At 59.9% G+C, this 15,701-nt stretch carries 14 protein-coding genes; 6 read left to right on the top strand and 8 right to left on the bottom strand.

The window, feature by feature from the left end:
- Positions 1 to 189: 189 nt before the first annotated feature.
- On the top strand, positions 190 to 912 hold the full coding sequence (locus PspS49_RS10840) for a pirin family protein (protein ID WP_127926633.1): 723 nt from the start codon (positions 190 to 192) through the stop codon (positions 910 to 912).
- A gap of 48 nt (positions 913 to 960) precedes the next feature.
- Here the strand turns inward: PspS49_RS10840 and PspS49_RS10835 are convergent, their stop codons facing one another.
- Positions 961 to 1,479 (bottom strand): hypothetical protein, encoded by a 519-nt coding sequence (locus PspS49_RS10835; RefSeq protein WP_238704392.1) that lies wholly within the window; start codon positions 1,477 to 1,479, stop codon positions 961 to 963.
- 179 nt (positions 1,480 to 1,658) lie between these two features.
- On the bottom strand, positions 1,659 to 2,534 hold the full coding sequence (locus PspS49_RS10830; RefSeq protein ID WP_150752124.1) for a LysR family transcriptional regulator: 876 nt from the start codon (positions 2,532 to 2,534) through the stop codon (positions 1,659 to 1,661).
- A 111-nt stretch (positions 2,535 to 2,645) separates the two neighbouring features.
- Here PspS49_RS10830 and PspS49_RS10825 point away from each other — a divergent pair, with 111 nt between their 5' ends.
- The 3 genes from PspS49_RS10825 (at position 2,646) to PspS49_RS10815 (ending at position 5,961) form a co-directional block, all read left to right on the top strand.
- A complete protein-coding gene (locus PspS49_RS10825; RefSeq protein WP_160039204.1) occupies positions 2,646 to 3,845 on the top strand; it encodes a YbfB/YjiJ family MFS transporter in 1,200 nt (399 codons plus the stop codon).
- Between the two features lie 60 nt (positions 3,846 to 3,905).
- On the top strand, positions 3,906 to 4,904 hold the full coding sequence (locus PspS49_RS10820) for an NAD(P)H-quinone oxidoreductase (protein WP_160039203.1): 999 nt from the start codon (positions 3,906 to 3,908) through the stop codon (positions 4,902 to 4,904).
- Positions 4,905 to 5,016: 112 nt separating this feature from the next.
- The gene (locus tag PspS49_RS10815; protein WP_160039202.1) at positions 5,017 to 5,961 is read left to right on the top strand and encodes an alpha/beta fold hydrolase; all 945 of its coding nucleotides are present in this window, start codon (positions 5,017 to 5,019) and stop codon (positions 5,959 to 5,961) included.
- Here PspS49_RS10815 and PspS49_RS10810 read toward each other — a convergent pair.
- A complete protein-coding gene (locus tag PspS49_RS10810) occupies positions 5,958 to 7,769 on the bottom strand; it encodes an ABC transporter ATP-binding protein (RefSeq protein WP_160039201.1) in 1,812 nt (603 codons plus the stop codon). The two genes, PspS49_RS10815 and PspS49_RS10810, sit on opposite strands and share 4 nt — an antisense overlap.
- A gap of 223 nt (positions 7,770 to 7,992) precedes the next feature.
- On the opposite strand from PspS49_RS10810, the gene PspS49_RS10805 reads away from it, so the two are divergent.
- Positions 7,993 to 8,406: a VOC family protein gene (locus tag PspS49_RS10805; protein ID WP_150752119.1), complete on the top strand. Its 414-nt coding sequence runs from the start codon at positions 7,993 to 7,995 to the stop codon at positions 8,404 to 8,406.
- 57 nt (positions 8,407 to 8,463) lie between these two features.
- On the opposite strand, the gene PspS49_RS10800 is transcribed toward PspS49_RS10805, so the two are convergent.
- The 5 genes from PspS49_RS10800 to PspS49_RS10780 all read right to left on the bottom strand — a co-directional run bounded on the left by PspS49_RS10800 (position 8,464) and on the right by PspS49_RS10780 (position 13,891).
- Complete coding sequence (locus PspS49_RS10800; RefSeq protein WP_016987808.1) at positions 8,464 to 8,793, bottom strand: hypothetical protein; 330 nt, start codon at positions 8,791 to 8,793, stop codon at positions 8,464 to 8,466.
- 151 nt (positions 8,794 to 8,944) lie between these two features.
- Entirely contained in the window at positions 8,945 to 9,970 is a 1,026-nt protein-coding gene (gene rtcA, locus PspS49_RS10795; RefSeq protein ID WP_160039200.1) for an RNA 3'-terminal phosphate cyclase, read from the bottom strand.
- A gap of 8 nt (positions 9,971 to 9,978) precedes the next feature.
- The gene (locus PspS49_RS10790; RefSeq protein WP_160039199.1) at positions 9,979 to 10,767 is read right to left on the bottom strand and encodes a nucleotidyltransferase domain-containing protein; all 789 of its coding nucleotides are present in this window, start codon (positions 10,765 to 10,767) and stop codon (positions 9,979 to 9,981) included.
- A 13-nt stretch (positions 10,768 to 10,780) separates the two neighbouring features.
- Positions 10,781 to 12,007 (bottom strand): RtcB family protein, encoded by a 1,227-nt coding sequence (locus PspS49_RS10785; protein ID WP_150729427.1) that lies wholly within the window; start codon positions 12,005 to 12,007, stop codon positions 10,781 to 10,783.
- 336 nt (positions 12,008 to 12,343) lie between these two features.
- Positions 12,344 to 13,891 carry an RNA-binding protein gene (locus PspS49_RS10780; protein WP_160039198.1) on the bottom strand — a complete coding sequence of 516 codons (1,548 nt, stop codon included), beginning with the start codon at positions 13,889 to 13,891 and terminating at the stop codon, positions 12,344 to 12,346.
- A 204-nt stretch (positions 13,892 to 14,095) separates the two neighbouring features.
- Between PspS49_RS10780 and rtcR the strand changes: the two genes are divergently transcribed.
- The gene (rtcR, locus tag PspS49_RS10775; RefSeq protein WP_150752115.1) at positions 14,096 to 15,700 is read left to right on the top strand and encodes an RNA repair transcriptional activator RtcR; all 1,605 of its coding nucleotides are present in this window, start codon (positions 14,096 to 14,098) and stop codon (positions 15,698 to 15,700) included.
- The last annotated feature ends 1 nt before the right edge of the window (position 15,701 follow it).

Below are 15,701 nucleotides of genomic sequence, written 5' to 3'. Positions count from 1 at the left end.
GACATGAGACAGGCCAGACATTATGGACAAGTACGACATTCGGGGCGCAAAAGTTTATGCGAAGCGCGTCGCACAACTGTCAACCTGATCAGGACAGTCTTTCAATTTCCATCTACTTATTGCACTGAACAGTAACCAGTAACCTTCTCCTCACTCGGACGAATTCACGTCCCGCAAGGAGATTTCATCATGCTGACCCTTCGCAAAGCCTCCGATCGTGGCCTCGCCAATCATGGCTGGTTGAAGTCCTTTCACACTTTTTCCTTCGCCAGCTATCGCGACCCTCGCGAACAGGGTTTTTCCGACCTGCTGGTGATCAACGACGACCGCGTTGCTGCCGGTAAAGGTTTCGGCCAGCACCCGCATCGCGACATGGAGATCTTTTCCTATGTGCTGGAAGGTGCGCTGGAACACAAGGACACGTTGGGCACCGGCTCGGTTATCCGCCCGGGTGACGTGCAACTGATGAGCGCCGGCAGCGGTGTGGCGCACAGCGAGTTCAATCATTCGGCGACCAAACCGGTGCACTTCCTGCAGATCTGGATCGTGCCAGAAGTCAGCGGCGCCAAACCGCGCTATCAACAGGAACATTTCAGCGCCGGGAAAAAACGCGGTCGTCTGCAATTGATCATTTCGCCGGACGGCCACGACGGTTCACTGAAAGTGCGCCAGGATGCACGGGTCTTCGCCGGGCTGTTCGACGGCAAGGAAAGCGCCACGCTGGAACTGGCGGCCAACCGCTATGCCTATGTGCATGTGGCGCGCGGCAGTGTCGAACTCAATGGCCAGCAACTGCGTGAAGGCGACGGCGTGCGGGTTCGCGAGGAACAGTTGCTGACCTTGAGCAACGGTGTCGATGCCGAGGTGTTGGTGTTCGACTTGCGGCCGCAGGAGTTGCCGCAGATGCCATGATGTGGAGTTTCTATGCCCACAAAAACGGCCTTCCGATGAAGGCCGTTTTTATTGTGGCGGGTTGAGCCATGGCAGCGTCGGGGGCATTGGGACGGTGAACTCCTTGCCCGCCTGAATCGCCGCCAACGTGGTCTGGATCGCTGCATACATGTTGGCTTGATTGGCATAACAGGCACCGACGACGATCGCAACGAGCCCTACCAATTGAACGGCAGTCGCTGCCCAGACGTTGGCTTTCGTGGTACTCGCTTGTTTGATCGCTTCTTTCGACTCTTCTGCAATGGTCTGGATGGCAGACGACATCAGTTCGAAACGTTTGTCTCGCTCTGCTTGAGCCCTGTCCATCTCTGACTGAATCCGGCCGTTGGCCTTGTCCCGCTCTGCCTGAGCCGCCAGAAACGCATCGATTCTCATCGATACACCTTCCATCCGAGCATCCATTCTCGTCTCAATGGTCTCGATCCTGGCATCGAACTCTTCGCGGCTTATCGTGCTCATGGTTTGTGTATTCCGGATTTCGTTCAATGGTTCACTGTATGGGTACTGACTCGCTTCACTGGCTTTCAACTCGACACCTTCCTGGTTAAACCGATACCGTCCCTGGTATTGACATCAGTGCGAGCGTGCGCACCTCACCGAGCTGATGAAACGATAGGCCGCATCCAGAATGCTGACAAGCCGGGAGATTCTGCCTCTGGTGTAGGCCGTTTCATCAGAGGTTGTAGCCCTGCCAAAACAGCTCCTGCCTAGTCATTCTCCGACGCGAACACATCGACAATCTTCTCGATCACCGCCCTCACCCGCGCGGTATGGCGCAGGTCCGCGTGGGTTACCAGCCATACCTCATAGGGCAATGGCGTGGTGCGCTCCGGCCAAAGCCTGATCAGGCCATCGCGCTCGCCCATGTACACAGGGATTTCTCCTACACCCAACCCTGCTGCAATCGAACGACGAACGAGCAAACTGGAACTGAGGCTGGCAACGATACGACCGCGACTCATTGGCTCCGATACCAACGTCAGGTCCTTTTTGCCTTGCAGATACGGTTGATAAACCACCAGATCATGCCCTTCAAATGCCGTGCCCGGCTGCGGCACGCCATTGGCGTCTATATAGGCTTGAGAAGCGAACAGCCCCACTGGCCATCGGGCAATTCGCCGAGCGATCAGGTCCGGATTGTCCGGCCGGGTGTTGCGCACGGCGATATCCGCCTCGCGCTTGGCCAGGCTAAGAATCTGTGTGGACGCATCCAGCTGCACGCACACGTCCGGGTGCTGCTCGTGCAAACGGGCAATCGCCGGAATCAGAAAATCGATGGCCAGCGAATCGGTGGTACTGACGCGTACCGTGCCGGTCAGGCGATCGTCCAGGCCTTGAATCTGCCGTTCCAGCTCGAGCGCCGAATGCTCCATCTTCTCCACGCTTTTGAGCGCCGCTTCGCCGACGGCGGTCAAGGCGTAGCCGTCGGAGGTGCGCAAAAACAACGTCGCGCCCAGGGACTTTTCCAGCGCCGTGATCCGCCGCCCGACGGTCGCCTGATCCACCCCCAGAATCCGTGCGGCCCCGCGCAGTGTCGACTCGCGGCAAACGGCGAGAAATACCCGTGCGTCATCCCAATTCATACTGTCTCCAGGCGATGCAAATACGCATCAGCGTGCCGCTTAATCGCTGCATTAACGCAGCAAAGATAGCCGATATGCTGAGCGCCATAAACCTTCCACGAGATTGCTGACATGCGCACTCCAAGTCCCACCGGTATCTGGTTGCCGATCTTTGCAGGCCTGTGCGCCAGCCTGGTCAGCATCGGACTGGCACGTTTCGCTTACACGCCGTTGATTCCTTCGCTGATTGAAGCGCAGTGGTTTAGCGCCAATGATGTGGTTTACCTCGGTGCGGCCAATCTGGTGGGTTACCTGATCGGCGCGCTGCTCGGTCGGCCGACAGCGCGCCAGCTCGGCAATAAAAATGCCTTGCGGTTGATGATGCTGATCGTCACCGCCGCATTTTTTGCCTGTGCGTTTCCCTTGTCGGTGAGCTGGTTCTTCGGCTGGCGGCTGCTGTCGGGGATCGCCGGCGGCGCGATCATGGTGCTGGTCGCCGCGACGGTCCTGCCGCATGTTCCGGCGGCGCGTAAAGGGCTGGCCAGTGGCGCGATCTTCCTCGGCATCGGTCTCGGCATTGCCGGCTCCGGGACGCTTGTGCCGCCGCTGTTGAGCCTGGGTTTGCAGGCGACGTGGCTGGGCCTCGGGGCTTTGGCCCTGTTGCTGACCGCGCTGAGCTGGTTTGGCTGGCCGTCTGATTTCCTCCACCCGGTCGTTACACAAGAAGCGGTGTCCGCAGAACCAACACCGCGCGGGGTGTACTTGCTGTTCGCCCAATACGCCTTTATGGCTGCCGGCCTGGTACCGGCGATGGTATTTCTGGTGGATTACGTGGCGCGTGGACTCGGTGCCGGTGCGCATATCGGTGCGTTGATCTGGGTGATGTATGGCTTGGGCGCGATTGTCGGCCCGGTGAGTTATGGCTTTCTCGCCGATCAGCTTGGCGCAAGGTCCGGCATTCGTCTGGTGCTGGTGGTGCAGGCGCTTGCCCTCGGCCTGCTGGCGATCTCCCATTCGTTTCTGGCGTTGGCGTTGCTGGCGGTGATTCTCGGTTCATTTCCGCCTGGCATCGTGCCGCTGGCCCTGGCGCGGGTGCATGAACTGGTGCCGGAGCACCATCGCCAGCAAATCGCCTGGAGCCGTGCCACGATTTCGTTCGCCACGTTTCAGGCGTTGGCCGGATTTGCCTATTCGGCGCTGTTCAATGCCAGCGGCGGTCATCACGCATTGTTGTTCATCATTGCCGCTGTCGCGATCGTCGTGGCGTTGCTGCTGGAGCAGGCCATGAAATGGCTGCCTGCCCGTATTGAGCAGCGCTGCTGTGCAAATTGAAGGGAATCATTGCCTGCTCGGCAGGCTCCCACTAACACAACTCAAGCCAAGAGAAACGATATGTCCCTGCCCAATGAAATGACCCGAATCGAAATCAGCGAACCCGGTGGCCCGCAAGTCCTGCAACCGCGACGCGTGCCGCTACCGGTTGCTGCAGAAGGCGAGGTGCTGATCCGCGTGCACGCCGCCGGAATCAACCGGCCAGACGCCTTGCAGCGTGCCGGTAAATACCCAATGAAACCCGGCATGAACCCGATCCCCGGACTGGAGGTCGCCGGCGAAGTGGTCGCACTCGGGGCGGGTGTCAGCCAATTTGCCGTGGGCGACAAAGTCTGCGCGCTGACCAATGGCGGCGGTTATGCCGAGTACTGCGCAGTTCCGGCCGGCCAGACCCTGCCGATTCCCGCAGGTCTGGACTGGGTGCAGGCGGCGGCAATCCCGGAAACGTTCTTTACCGTGTGGGCCAACCTTATTGGTCTCGGCGGCGCCAGCCGTGGTCAACGCGCGCTGATTCACGGTGGCACCAGCGGCATCGGCACTACCGCACTGATGCTCTGCCGTGAATTTGGCATCGACGCCTTCGCCACCGCCGGCAGCGCAGAGAAATGCGCAGCGATCAGCAAGCTCGGCGGCCTGCCGATCAACTATCGCGAGAAGGAGTTTGCCCAAGTCATCGCCGATAAAACCGCAGGCCAGGGCGTCAATGTGATCCTCGACATCATGGGCGGCTCGTACCTCAACGATAACGTCAGCGCCCTCGCGATGGATGGCCGTCTGGTCATGCTCGGCTTCCTCGGCGGCGCGCGGGCCAACGACTTTGATCTGCTGGCAATGATGGCCAAACGTGCGGCCATCACCGGATCTCTCTTGCGCGCCCGCACCGCTGCCGAAAAAGCCGAGATCGCCGCTCAACTGCGCGAGCACGTCTGGCCAGCACTGGCTGCCGGGCGCTGCCTGCCGATGATCGACAAGGTTTATTCACTCAACGACGCGGCTCAAGCTCACGCGCACATGGAGGCCGGCGACCATATCGGCAAGATCGTGCTACGGGTGGTGTGAGTCGTTGCAGCATTTTGTAATCGTTGCGCCGGGACGGTGGTCGAAAAATTCACGCGCAGACCAAGTCATCTGGTAAAAAGCGTTCTTTGTCTGCGCTCGGGTGAAACGTTTAATGTTCCTGTCCTTCATGACGCGTCTGCGCCGCCGCCGTTTGGCGTTTGCCTGCATGGCCGCGCTGATTATCGGCGTGCCGACCAGTTGTGCCGTACTCGAACACACCGAACGCAAACTGCTGTTTCGCATCGAACCGGGCACTGCCGGTTGGTATCGCGGCCTGCCCGGCAGCGTGCAGGAACTCGACCTGCAACCGAAGAGTTTCAAGGCCGGGCAAAACATTCATGCCTGGTGGTGGCCGGCGGAAAGGGCCAATGCGCCAGCCATTCTTTATTTGCACGGCGTACGCTGGAATCTCACCGGGCAGCTGTTCCGCATCGAGCAACTGCGCGCGGCGGGTTATTCAGTGCTGGCCATCGACTACCGTGGTTTCGGCAAGAGTCACGGTGATCTGCCATCGGAAAGCAGTGTTTACGAAGATGCGCGGGTGGCGTGGGAGCGCTTCAAGCTGCTGCAACCGGATCCGGCCAAACGCCTGATCTACGGGCATTCCCTCGGTGGCGCCGTGGCCATCGATCTGGCCGCAGAACTCGGGCAGACCGCCGCCCGCGATCATTCCGCGCTTCCTGTGCGTGGGCTGGTGATCGAGTCCACTTTCACCACGCTGGCGGATGTCGCCGCCTCCGTGGCCAACACTTCACTGCCGGTACGCTGGCTGCTGTCGCAAAAATTCGATTCGATCGACAAGATTGCCGACATTCACATGCCGCTGCTGGTGGTGCACGGTCTGGCTGACGCGTTCGTGCCACCACGTTTCAGTGAGCAATTGTTCAACGCCGCGCAACAACCCAAGCGCCTTCTGTTGGTGCCGGGCGCGACGCACAACAACAGCATGGCGCTCGGCGGGCAGAATTATCGCAAGGCGCTCGACAACTTGATGCAAAGCCCACCCATCCCTCGGGTTGCCGGGCCTGCGACTGTGCGCAGCGGACGGGACACTTAACGGTAGCCGCGAGCCTGCAAATCGAACAGTTGCGCGTAATGCCCGGCCGCGGCGATCAGTTGATCGTGGCCACCCTGCTCCAGAATCCGGCCTTGTTGCAGGACGATGATGTGGTCGGCATTGCGCACGCTGGAAAAACGATGGGAAATCAGCAACGTCATGCGACCTTCGCTGTGCTGGCTGAAATGCTCGAATACCGCCGCTTCGGCCGCCGGATCAAGGGCGGAAGTCGGCTCATCGAGGATCAGAATGTCGGCCTCACGGCGCATGTACGCGCGGGACAAGGCAATCTTCTGCCACTGCCCGCCAGACAACTCCTGGCCACCGGCAAACCAGCGTCCCAATTGCGTGGCATAGCCCTTGTCCAGTCCTTCAATAAAGGGTGCCGCCATCCCTTGGGCAGCCGCCTCTTTCCATCGTTGCGAGTCGTTGAACGCCAAGGTATCGCCGACGCCGATGTTTTCTCCGACGCTGAACTGGTAGCGGATGTAATCCTGAAAAATCACGCCAATTCGTCGACGTAACGCGGTCTCCTGCCAATCCTGCAAATCGCTGCCGTCGAGCAGGATGCGCCCTTGATCAGGGCGGTAGAGCCGGGTCAGTAACTTGATCAGCGTGGTCTTGCCTGAACCGTTCTCGCCGACCAGCGCCATGCTCTTGCCTGGCACCAGTTGCAGGTCAATGTTTTCCAGCGCTGGCCGACTGGCACCGGGATAACGGAAGCCGACACTTTCGAAGCGCAAACCATCGCCCGGGCAGGCTCCGACCGTCAGGTGGCCGGTATCCAACTGCACCGGTTCGGCCAGGTATTCATAAAGACTCGTCAGGTAGAGGCCGTCTTCGTACAGGCCGCTGATCGCACTCAGGCTGCTGCTCACGGCGCTTTGGCCTTGTTTGAAAAGCACCAGATACATGGTCATCTGGCCGAGGCTGATCTGGCCATGTACGGCATCGATCACTACCCAGGCATAGGCAAGGTAAAACGCCGCAGTACCGAGCAGACCGAGAGCGAAACCCCAGCCATCGCGCCGCAACGTCAAACGCCGGTCTTCGGCATACAGCCTGGCGAACGTGTCGCGGTAGCGTTGCAGCAGCAACGGTGCAAAGCCGAACAGCTTGACCTCTTTGATATAGGTTTCGTGGGACAGCAAGGTTTCGATGTAATTCTGCTGCCGACTCTCCGGCGCGCGGCGGGTGAACAACCGAAAGGCGTCACCGGAAAAATGCGCCTCGGCAAAGAACACCGGCAACGCACCGACCACCAGCAGCACCAGCGCCCAAGGGGAAAAGTGCACCAGCAGCACACCAAAACTGATCAGCATGATCAGGTTCTGAATCAAGCCCAACGACTTCATGACCAGCGCCAGTGGCCGGGTCGACGCCTCGCGACGCACACGCACCAGTTTGTCGTAGAACTCGGAGTTCTCGAACTGCACCAGTGACAGGGTCTGCGCTTTTTCCAGGATCAGCGTATTGACCTTCTGCCCCAGTTGCACCCGCAGCAGCGACTGCTGCACCGACAGTGCTCGTTGTGTGCCGGACAACAGCGCCAACACCCCGGCCTCCAACAACACATAACGCAACACCGGCCACAGCGGCGCACTGCCCTGTTGTGCGTGTAACTGCATCGCCGCCACCACGGCATCGACAATCCGCTGCCCCAACCATGCCGCCAGTGCCGGCAGCAAGCCGGCCACCAGCGTTGCCAGCACCAGCCCCAGAAACAAGCCACGCGATGTCCCCCAAACCAGGCGCAAGGCTCGCTGCGCCTGATCGAACAAAGAGGTGAAACGCGATAGATCAGGCATGGGGCATTGGACTCTGCTGGTGATGGCGGTGCGTTATGGTACTCCAGCGCTACGACTGAACTTCAAACGACGAGCGCGTTATTGTCGACGCGCTTTTCAGAACAAAAACATCTGGAAGACTCAGGCCTTTCCGGCGTCCAACGCTCTGCTATGTTTTAACCGCCCTACGCGGAACCCGGCGAACCCCCGCCACGCTCCGCGCCTGACTGCCGGGAGCAGAGACATGAGAATCGACCCGTACCTGATCTTCAATGGTGACTGCCGTGAGGCGTTCACCTTTTACGAGCAAGCCTTGCAAGGGAAGCTTGAGGCGATGATGACGTTCGGAGAGACACCCGCCGCCGAGCATGTGCCCAAAGAGCATCACTCTCTGATCATCCATACCTGTCTGAAGGTCGGAGACCAGATGATCATGGCCTCGGACACCACTCCCGACCGCCCGACTCAGGGCATGAGCGGCTGCTCGATTTCGCTGAATGTCGACAGCATTGCTGAAGCCGATCGAGTGTTTAACGCCTTGGCCAAGGACGGGCGCGTCGACATGCCGTTAGAAGCGACGTTCTGGGCGGTGCGCTTCGGCATGCTGGTGGATCGTTTTGGCGTTTCGTGGATGGTCAATTGCGAAAGTGAAAAGTGACCCTGGCATTTCGTCAGGCATGAAAAAGCCCAACCTGAACAGGTTGGGCTTTCTGCGTTATCGCTGGGCCAGTTCGTGGCGCACGCATTGTTCGTAATAGGTCTGCTTGACCGCCGCCGGCTTGAGCTTCGACGTGCTGTTGTAGGTTTGCTCGGTAATCCCCATCGCGGTCATGCGCATCCACGGTTGCTGGAATCGGCGCACCTGCAATTGTTTGCGTGCGCCGTACAGCGAGACGCCCGACAACTTCGATTGCTGGGCACCGGCAGCAATGTCCGAGCCCCAGGTGCAGGCAAAGCGATGGCTTTTGCTCAGTTCTTTCGCCTGCACCCCCACCGCGAAAACAGCCAGGGAAAGCGTTGCAACGGTGATGACAATCGTCCGCATAGAGCCAACCTAACCTTTTGAAAAAAGGCGATTTTGCCGGGGAAGCAAAAATCCGGGGGCCAGCAATTTGCCGCCTTTCGCGAGTTTTTTACGGACGTAAAAAAGGGCGGTGGGATTTTCTGATGAAATCCCACCGCCCCTGGCCCGACGATCAGTTGGCGCTGACCTCAACGCGCAAACGATCCGCGCCCTCCTCCCGACAATCGATGCGAACCGGCAAAAACACCTCGATCACCGCGATATTGCTGTGCAGATGCTCGGTCATGCGCGGCGTAGTGAATGAGCCGCCACCGGCCAGCGCCATTGGCAACAGCAACTGATCGGCAAGGTGCTCGGCGACCGCAGCACCACTGCGCAACCAGTCGGCGGCCTGATTGATCGCGGCGTCGGCTACTTTTTCTGCCCGTAACGACACTTGGCCAAACGCGCTGAATACCTCGGTGACGTGCTCGAATGCGTACTCCAGCAACAACACATTGCCCGGCCCCCGCGCCGGATCAAGCGTGACATGTTGCAGCGCCGCAGGCGGCAGACTCAAACGCTTGGCCACCTGGCTCAACTCACGTTCGGCCACCGTCGGTGCCAGCCCGGCGGTCAGCGCCGACGCCTGTTGCGAAATGGCCTCGCCGCGTTCACACAGGTCCAGCCGCGTCAGGCTCGACGGTTGCACGTTCACTTCAATCTCGCCACCGCCTGCCGGGACAAATCCATGTCGCAACAAGTCCAGCTCGACGTTGGCGCCCATACGCCGCAACAGCGGCAGCCAACTGCGCGTGAGGAAATCGGTCGGCGGCGCCAGCGGGTTATGCGTGCCACCCGAGATGCGCACCCGACTCGCCTCTGGTGCCCGCAACAGCGCTGGCAACAAGGTCTGCAAGACCAGCGTGCAACTGCCGGCCGTGCCGATGGCGAACTGGTAATCGCCAGAGCGAATCGCGCCGGGCTCAAAGCTCAACGCTTGCGAGCCCAACTGCGCACCGGAAACCGTCGCGCCGCAGACCTCAGCCGCCGCCATGACCGCCGTCAAATGTTGCCTCAGCAGTCCCGGACGGCTGCGTTTGGCACGAATCTGTTTAATGCGAAACGCCCGGCCTGTCACCATCGACAGGCTCAAGGCACTGCGCAACACTTGGCCGCCACCGATGGCACCGTCCAGTTCTATCACTTCCTGTTTCATTGCATTCCTTACGCGTACAACCCGACGGTTTCCCTGAGGTACCGATCCAGGCGTCGCGAATCTTCCTGAGTTCTGAGTAAGGTGGGCACTTCGCGCTCAAGCTCGGCGGCGATGAACCCGTGCAACGCCGGACGACGCGGCCCGTAGGCGCTCTCGTCGGCATTGCGTTTAAGGGCCAGCAATTCGTCGACTTCCGCGAGCAGCGCGCGGTCGTCGACGGTGGTCAGCAGGTCGGCGAACGTCATCGGCGGCCGGCCGCGGCCCTGGTCGATCCAGCGCACCGCCAGCAGCGGCCGCAGCACGTAGAAGTACTTCTTGAACCGTACGGTTTCACCTTGCAGGTAACCGCGAAAGTTCTTCTTCGCCATCGACAGATAGTGATTACGCGCCGCTGGCGGGCTGTAGAACGCTTCGGCGAGTTCGCGCAGTTGTGCCACCTGCGCGGTTTCACTGCGATAAACCAGCGGCGAGTCGAGCCACTCCAGCAAGGTCGGATTGGATTTGCGCAACAACCCGAGGGTCTTGCGCAGTTCCCAGCCACTGACGTCGAGTTCATCGTCCAGCGGACGTTCGATCACATCACGTGGCGCATCGACCTGAACGAACCACTCGGGCTTCTCCACATAAACAAACCGCACGTCGTAATCGCTGTCGGTCGAGGCAAAACCCCAGGCCCGGCTGCCGGACTCACAGGCATACAACACCGTGACATTGCGTTCACGCTCTATGCGCGTCAGCTCTTCCAGTACCCGCGCACGCATCGTGGCGCACAGCGGATGGCGCTCTTGCAATTCCATGACCTGCTTTCCTTTATCCTTTGACGCACACCACCTGACGCAAGGTGTGCAGCACTTCCACCAGCTCACGCTGGGCGTGCATGACTTTGTCGATGTCCTTGTAGGCCATCGGAATTTCGTCGATCACCGCTTCGTCCTTGCGGCACTCCACGTGGGCAGTTGCGCGAATCTGATCCTCGACGGTGAAGGTGTTTTTCGCCTTGGTGCGGCTCATGGTGCGGCCGGCACCGTGGCTGCAGGAACTGAACGACTCTTCGTTGCCCAGACCGCGAACGATGAAACTCTTGGCGCCCATCGAGCCCGGAATAATCCCCAACTCACCCTTCTTCGCCGACACCGCACCTTTGCGGGTGACCAGCACCTCTTCACCAAAATGCCGCTCTTTCTGCACGTAGTTGTGGTGGCAGTTGACCGCTTCCAGCGCCACTTCAAACGGCTTGCGAATAATCTGCCGTGTCGCCTGAATCACTGCGCGCATCATCAGCTCACGGTTTTGCCTGGCGAAGTCCTGCGCCCAACCCACCGCCTCCACATAATCATCAAAGTGCTGGCTGCCTTCTTCGAAGTAGGCCAGGTCACGGTCCGGCAGGTTGGCGATGTGCTGACGCATATCCGCCTGAGCCATCTGGATGAACAGGTTGCCGATGGCGTTGCCAACACCGCGCGAGCCACTGTGCAACATGAACCAGACCCGGTTGGCTTCATCCAGGCACACTTCGATGAAGTGGTTGCCGCTGCCGAGCGTACCGAGGTGCCCACGGTTGTTGGTGTTGGCGAGTTTCGGGTACTTGTCGGTAATCAATTTGAACCGTGGCTGCAACCCCGCCCAGGCCTGATCGGCTTGCTGCGGGATTTCATCCCAGGCGCCCTTGTCGCGTCGCGAACGGTTTGAACTGCGGCCATGCGGCACGGCTTGCTCGATGGCGCTGCGCAGACCGAGCAGGTTGTCCGGCAAATCAGCGGCGGTCAGCGACGTGCGCGCGGCGATCATGCCGCAGCCGATGTCGACGCCGACCGCTGCCGGAATGATCGCGCCGACGGTCGGGATCACGCTGCCGATGGTCGAGCCCTTGCCCAGGTGCACGTCCGGCATGACCGCCAGATGTTTGAAGATGAACGGCATTTTCGCGGTGTTCATCAACTGCTCGCGGGCCTCGTTTTCCACCGGGACGCCTTCGGTCCAGAGTTTGATCGGTTTGCCGTTGGCGACTTCGAGCAGTTGGTAAGTGTGTTCTTTCATGTCTTCATTCTTTATTCATTGGCCGATGATTCGGCGTTGTTCTGTAAGTCGCAGCGACAAAAACACAGGCACTGTGGCTCTGCCAGTTGAGCCCCCGTTGCCGAGGCGGGAGTCGAACCCGCTTTCCGATGTAGTACCTGTCGCATTCGCTGCCAATAACTGCAAAAAAGGTGGCACGACAAAAGTTGATGACTGTTGCGCGTTGCCGCGCTCCGGACTTAACCGGCCTAAGATGTACAGCCATCAGGCATTCGTGCCGTCACTGGCGCTGACAAGGTCTTGATGAGACGTCTTGGATGTAGTCCCATCGGCATTCAGCGCCGGTGATCAATCAATTCATGACGCGCTTTCGATCGCCTCGACCCAGTGCCGCGCACTGTATTGGCCGCCGGTGAACTGCTCGATCACGTCGAACACCGCGTCGCTGAAACCGCCGACATTCAAGATGTCATCACGATCCGCCACTTGTGTTGCATGGCCTGGCTGGATGTCGATGCACACCAGCCTTGCCTGTGGGTTGAGCTTCTTGATCCGCTCCCATTGCCGCATCGTTTCGCTGGCACCGTAACGCTGCGAATCGATCCACGATTCGTTGTCCGAGACCATGATCAACGTATCGACCCTGGCCTTGCTGTCCGCCAACCTCTTCAGCGGTGCCGAGCAGTTGGTGCCGCCGCCAAAAATGCCGGCGAGCTTCTCGGCGTTGCTGATCACACTGTCACGCGGGTTGAGCTGGATACCCACCACGTTGATCTCGAACGGCATCACCCGGGCAGCCGGTTGCTTGCGCAATACCGCTGCGGCCACCAACGCCGCCACGTCGATGCAGCGCACCTGCGAGGTCGCACCAGGGCGATAACCGGTTACCGGGCTGCCCATCGAACCCGACACATCTGGGCAAACCACCACCGCGCCCTCAAGCTTGGGCACGTTGGCCAGCGACAACTCCAGCGCCTCCTGCAAGGCGTCGCGGATCGCTGCCGGGGTGTTTTCGCCCATCATCCGATAAGCCGACAACAACTGGTACGGATACACCCGCGCCTTCGCCACTTCCTGTGGATCGGCCAACCGCGCCGCAACATATTCGATGCAACCCGGTACTTCAAACGCGCCGTGGCGCGCCAGGCTGTTGAGGTTGATGCGCAATCCCTGCCAGCCCATGTTGCGGGCTTGAGTGGCCCATTGCTCCTTGCTCAGTGTTTCGTTGCCGAGCAACTGAAACGGTACCGCCGGCACTTCATCACTCGCGCCGCTGCGAAACGCCAGCAAATCGCGGGTCAGCTCCGGCAAGGCCTTTGCCTCCACCGGTTTGCCAATCAACCAGGCGAAAAACGCTTCGCGCCACGCTTCGGCAGGTTTGGGGTGAACCATCTTCACCACGTCCGCCAACGACGGTTGATTGCCGATCGACGCTTGCAGCAGTTGCCGCTCGGTCGCGCTGTTCAGCCAGTTCTGCACCAGACGCTTGGGTTGCGAGCCAAGGGATTTACGCCCGGTGGCACCGCTACGGAGGATCTGTACAAAATTGCGCAGCATCTTGCCGCTGTCGATCACTTGCTCGAAAACCTCTGGCACCAGACTTGAGCGCTGCGCGGTCAATGCCGCCAGTAACAATGCCGGCATGTCTTTCATGTGACCTTTCTTGCGAGCGTAGATCGCGGCTTTCGCCACGAAACGACTGTCGAGCTCGGCCACCAGCTTCAACACTTGGTCCAACTGACTTTCTGCGGAGGCGTAGAAGGTCTGGTTCAGGCAACCGGTGACTGCCAATTGCGCCAGTTGATGCTTCGGGCTGTAGGCATAAGCGCTGGCACCGGAAGCATTCAAGGTGTCGCAGGCCGGCAGGTGATTCGATTGCGTGTTGAAGAGATTTGAGTTGGCCATCTTGGCGTCTCGCTGTGTTGTCCTGTTCGTTGCGACAGGTATTGCAGCGGCTGTGCCAGCTTTTGATTTCTCTCGAAAAAAATTCATATCTTATTGATTTACATCGACTTTATTTACTAATCCGTTTTTCATCGAATGAATTGGCGACAAAACCCTCACCGAATACTTATCATTGGATATCGTCTTTTATCTTTTGAGATAAACATGCCAAACAAGCACACCGTCGCCATCGGTTTTATCGGCGCCACCCTTGATCGCGTCGGCAAGGGCGCCAATCGCTGGAGCCATTGGCGCCCCAGCGTTGGCTTGTGCCAACAGCAGGACGTGCTGATCAACCGGCTCGAGCTGATTCACGGCATCGACGCCCGCGACGTCAGCCTCGCCGAGCGGGTGCGCGCCGACATCCAGCAGGTTTCACCAGAGACCGAGGTGCGCCTGCACCCGATGTCACTGCGCAACCCATGGGATTTCGAAGAGGTCTACGGCGCACTGCACGACTTCACCACCGCCTACGATTTCGACACCGAGCGCGAGGATTACCTCGTCCACATCACCACCGGCACCCATGTCGCGCAGATTTGCTGGTTCCTGCTGACCGAGGCGCGCTATCTGCCGGCGCGGCTGATCCAGACCTCCCCGGCCAAGCGCAACAGCGAAAGCGATCACGCCATCGGCACGCATGCCCTGATCGATCTCGACCTGTCTCGCTACGATCGCATCGCTTCGCGCTTCGCCAGCAAGCGCCTCGAAGGCCTGGAGTTCTTGAAGTCCGGCATCGCCACACGCAACGCCGCCTTCAACCGCTCGATCGAGCAAATCGAACGCGTGGCCGTGCGCTCGAAGGCGCCGATGCTGCTGATCGGCCCGACCGGCGCCGGCAAATCCTTCCTCGCCCGACGCATCTACGAACTCAAACGCAGCCGCCATCAAATGCAGGGGCGCTTTGTCGAGGTCAACTGCGCCACCCTGCGTGGCGATGGCGCGATGTCGGCGTTGTTCGGCCATGTCAAAGGCGCCTTCACCGGCGCACAGAACGCCCGCGACGGCCTGTTGCGCGCTGCCGATGGCGGCATGCTGTTCCTCGATGAGATCGGCGAACTGGGCGCAGACGAACAGGCGATGCTGCTCAAGGCGATTGAAGAAAAACGCTTCTTTCCGCTGGGCTCGGACAAGGAAGTCGAAAGTGATTTCCTGATCATCGCCGGCACTCACCGCGATCTGCGCAGCCGGGTCGCTGATGGCTTGTTCCGCGAAGATTTGTACGCGCGTATCAACCTGTGGACGTTCGACCTGCCCGGCCTCGCCGGCCGCCGTGAAGACATCGAACCGAACATTGATTTCGAGCTGGAACGCCACGCCCGCGAACACGGGCAACTGGTGCGCTTCAACCTGGAAGCCCGGCGCAGTTATCTGGCGTTCGCCAGCTCTCGCGAGGCGGCGTGGCTGGGCAACTTCCGCGAATTGTCGGCGTCGATTACACGCATGGCGACCCTGGCCGACAGCGGACGTATCGACGAGGCACAGGTGCAGGAGGAAATTGATCGGCTGCGCTACGCGTGGGGCTTGGCGCAACCGCAGGCGATTTCAGGAGAATTGCCGGGGGACGCCGAAAGCATGGATCTGTTTGACCGCTTGCAATTGAAGGCAGTGATCGAGGTGTGCCGGCAGGCGGACAGCTTGTCCGATGCCGGCCGCCGACTGTTCGGAATATCGCGCCAGGCCAAGGTACAAGCCAACGATGCCGATCGACTGAGGAAATACCTCGGCCGGTTCGGGCTTGAGTGGAGCCAGATCGTCGACCTCACATGAT

Origin of the sequence: Pseudomonas sp. S49 (genome assembly GCF_009866785.1) — a bacterium.
Lineage (GTDB): Bacteria > Pseudomonadota > Gammaproteobacteria > Pseudomonadales > Pseudomonadaceae > Aquipseudomonas.
Note: the sequence above shows the minus strand (reverse complement) of the source record. Positions and strands in the feature narration are given on the sequence as shown.

What these genes read in the sequence shown, in the direction of transcription:
- PspS49_RS10810 (WP_160039201.1), bottom strand. Translation starts at nt 7,769, where the DNA reads ATGCCTGATCTATCGCGTTTCACCTCTTTGTTCGATCAGGCGCAGCGA.
- PspS49_RS10790 (WP_160039199.1), bottom strand. Translation starts at nt 10,767, where the DNA reads ATGGAATTGCAAGAGCGCCATCCGCTGTGCGCCACGATGCGTGCGCGG.
- rtcR (WP_150752115.1), top strand. Translation starts at nt 14,096, where the DNA reads ATGCCAAACAAGCACACCGTCGCCATCGGTTTTATCGGCGCCACCCTT.
- PspS49_RS10780 (WP_160039198.1), bottom strand. Translation starts at nt 13,891, where the DNA reads ATGGCCAACTCAAATCTCTTCAACACGCAATCGAATCACCTGCCGGCC.
- PspS49_RS10840 (WP_127926633.1), top strand. Translation starts at nt 190, where the DNA reads ATGCTGACCCTTCGCAAAGCCTCCGATCGTGGCCTCGCCAATCATGGC.
- PspS49_RS10830 (WP_150752124.1), bottom strand. Translation starts at nt 2,534, where the DNA reads ATGAATTGGGATGACGCACGGGTATTTCTCGCCGTTTGCCGCGAGTCG.
- PspS49_RS10805 (WP_150752119.1), top strand. Translation starts at nt 7,993, where the DNA reads ATGAGAATCGACCCGTACCTGATCTTCAATGGTGACTGCCGTGAGGCG.
- PspS49_RS10815 (WP_160039202.1), top strand. Translation starts at nt 5,017, where the DNA reads ATGTTCCTGTCCTTCATGACGCGTCTGCGCCGCCGCCGTTTGGCGTTT.
- PspS49_RS10800 (WP_016987808.1), bottom strand. Translation starts at nt 8,793, where the DNA reads ATGCGGACGATTGTCATCACCGTTGCAACGCTTTCCCTGGCTGTTTTC.
- PspS49_RS10820 (WP_160039203.1), top strand. Translation starts at nt 3,906, where the DNA reads ATGTCCCTGCCCAATGAAATGACCCGAATCGAAATCAGCGAACCCGGT.
- rtcA (WP_160039200.1), bottom strand. Translation starts at nt 9,970, where the DNA reads ATGAAACAGGAAGTGATAGAACTGGACGGTGCCATCGGTGGCGGCCAA.
- PspS49_RS10825 (WP_160039204.1), top strand. Translation starts at nt 2,646, where the DNA reads ATGCGCACTCCAAGTCCCACCGGTATCTGGTTGCCGATCTTTGCAGGC.
- PspS49_RS10785 (WP_150729427.1), bottom strand. Translation starts at nt 12,007, where the DNA reads ATGAAAGAACACACTTACCAACTGCTCGAAGTCGCCAACGGCAAACCG.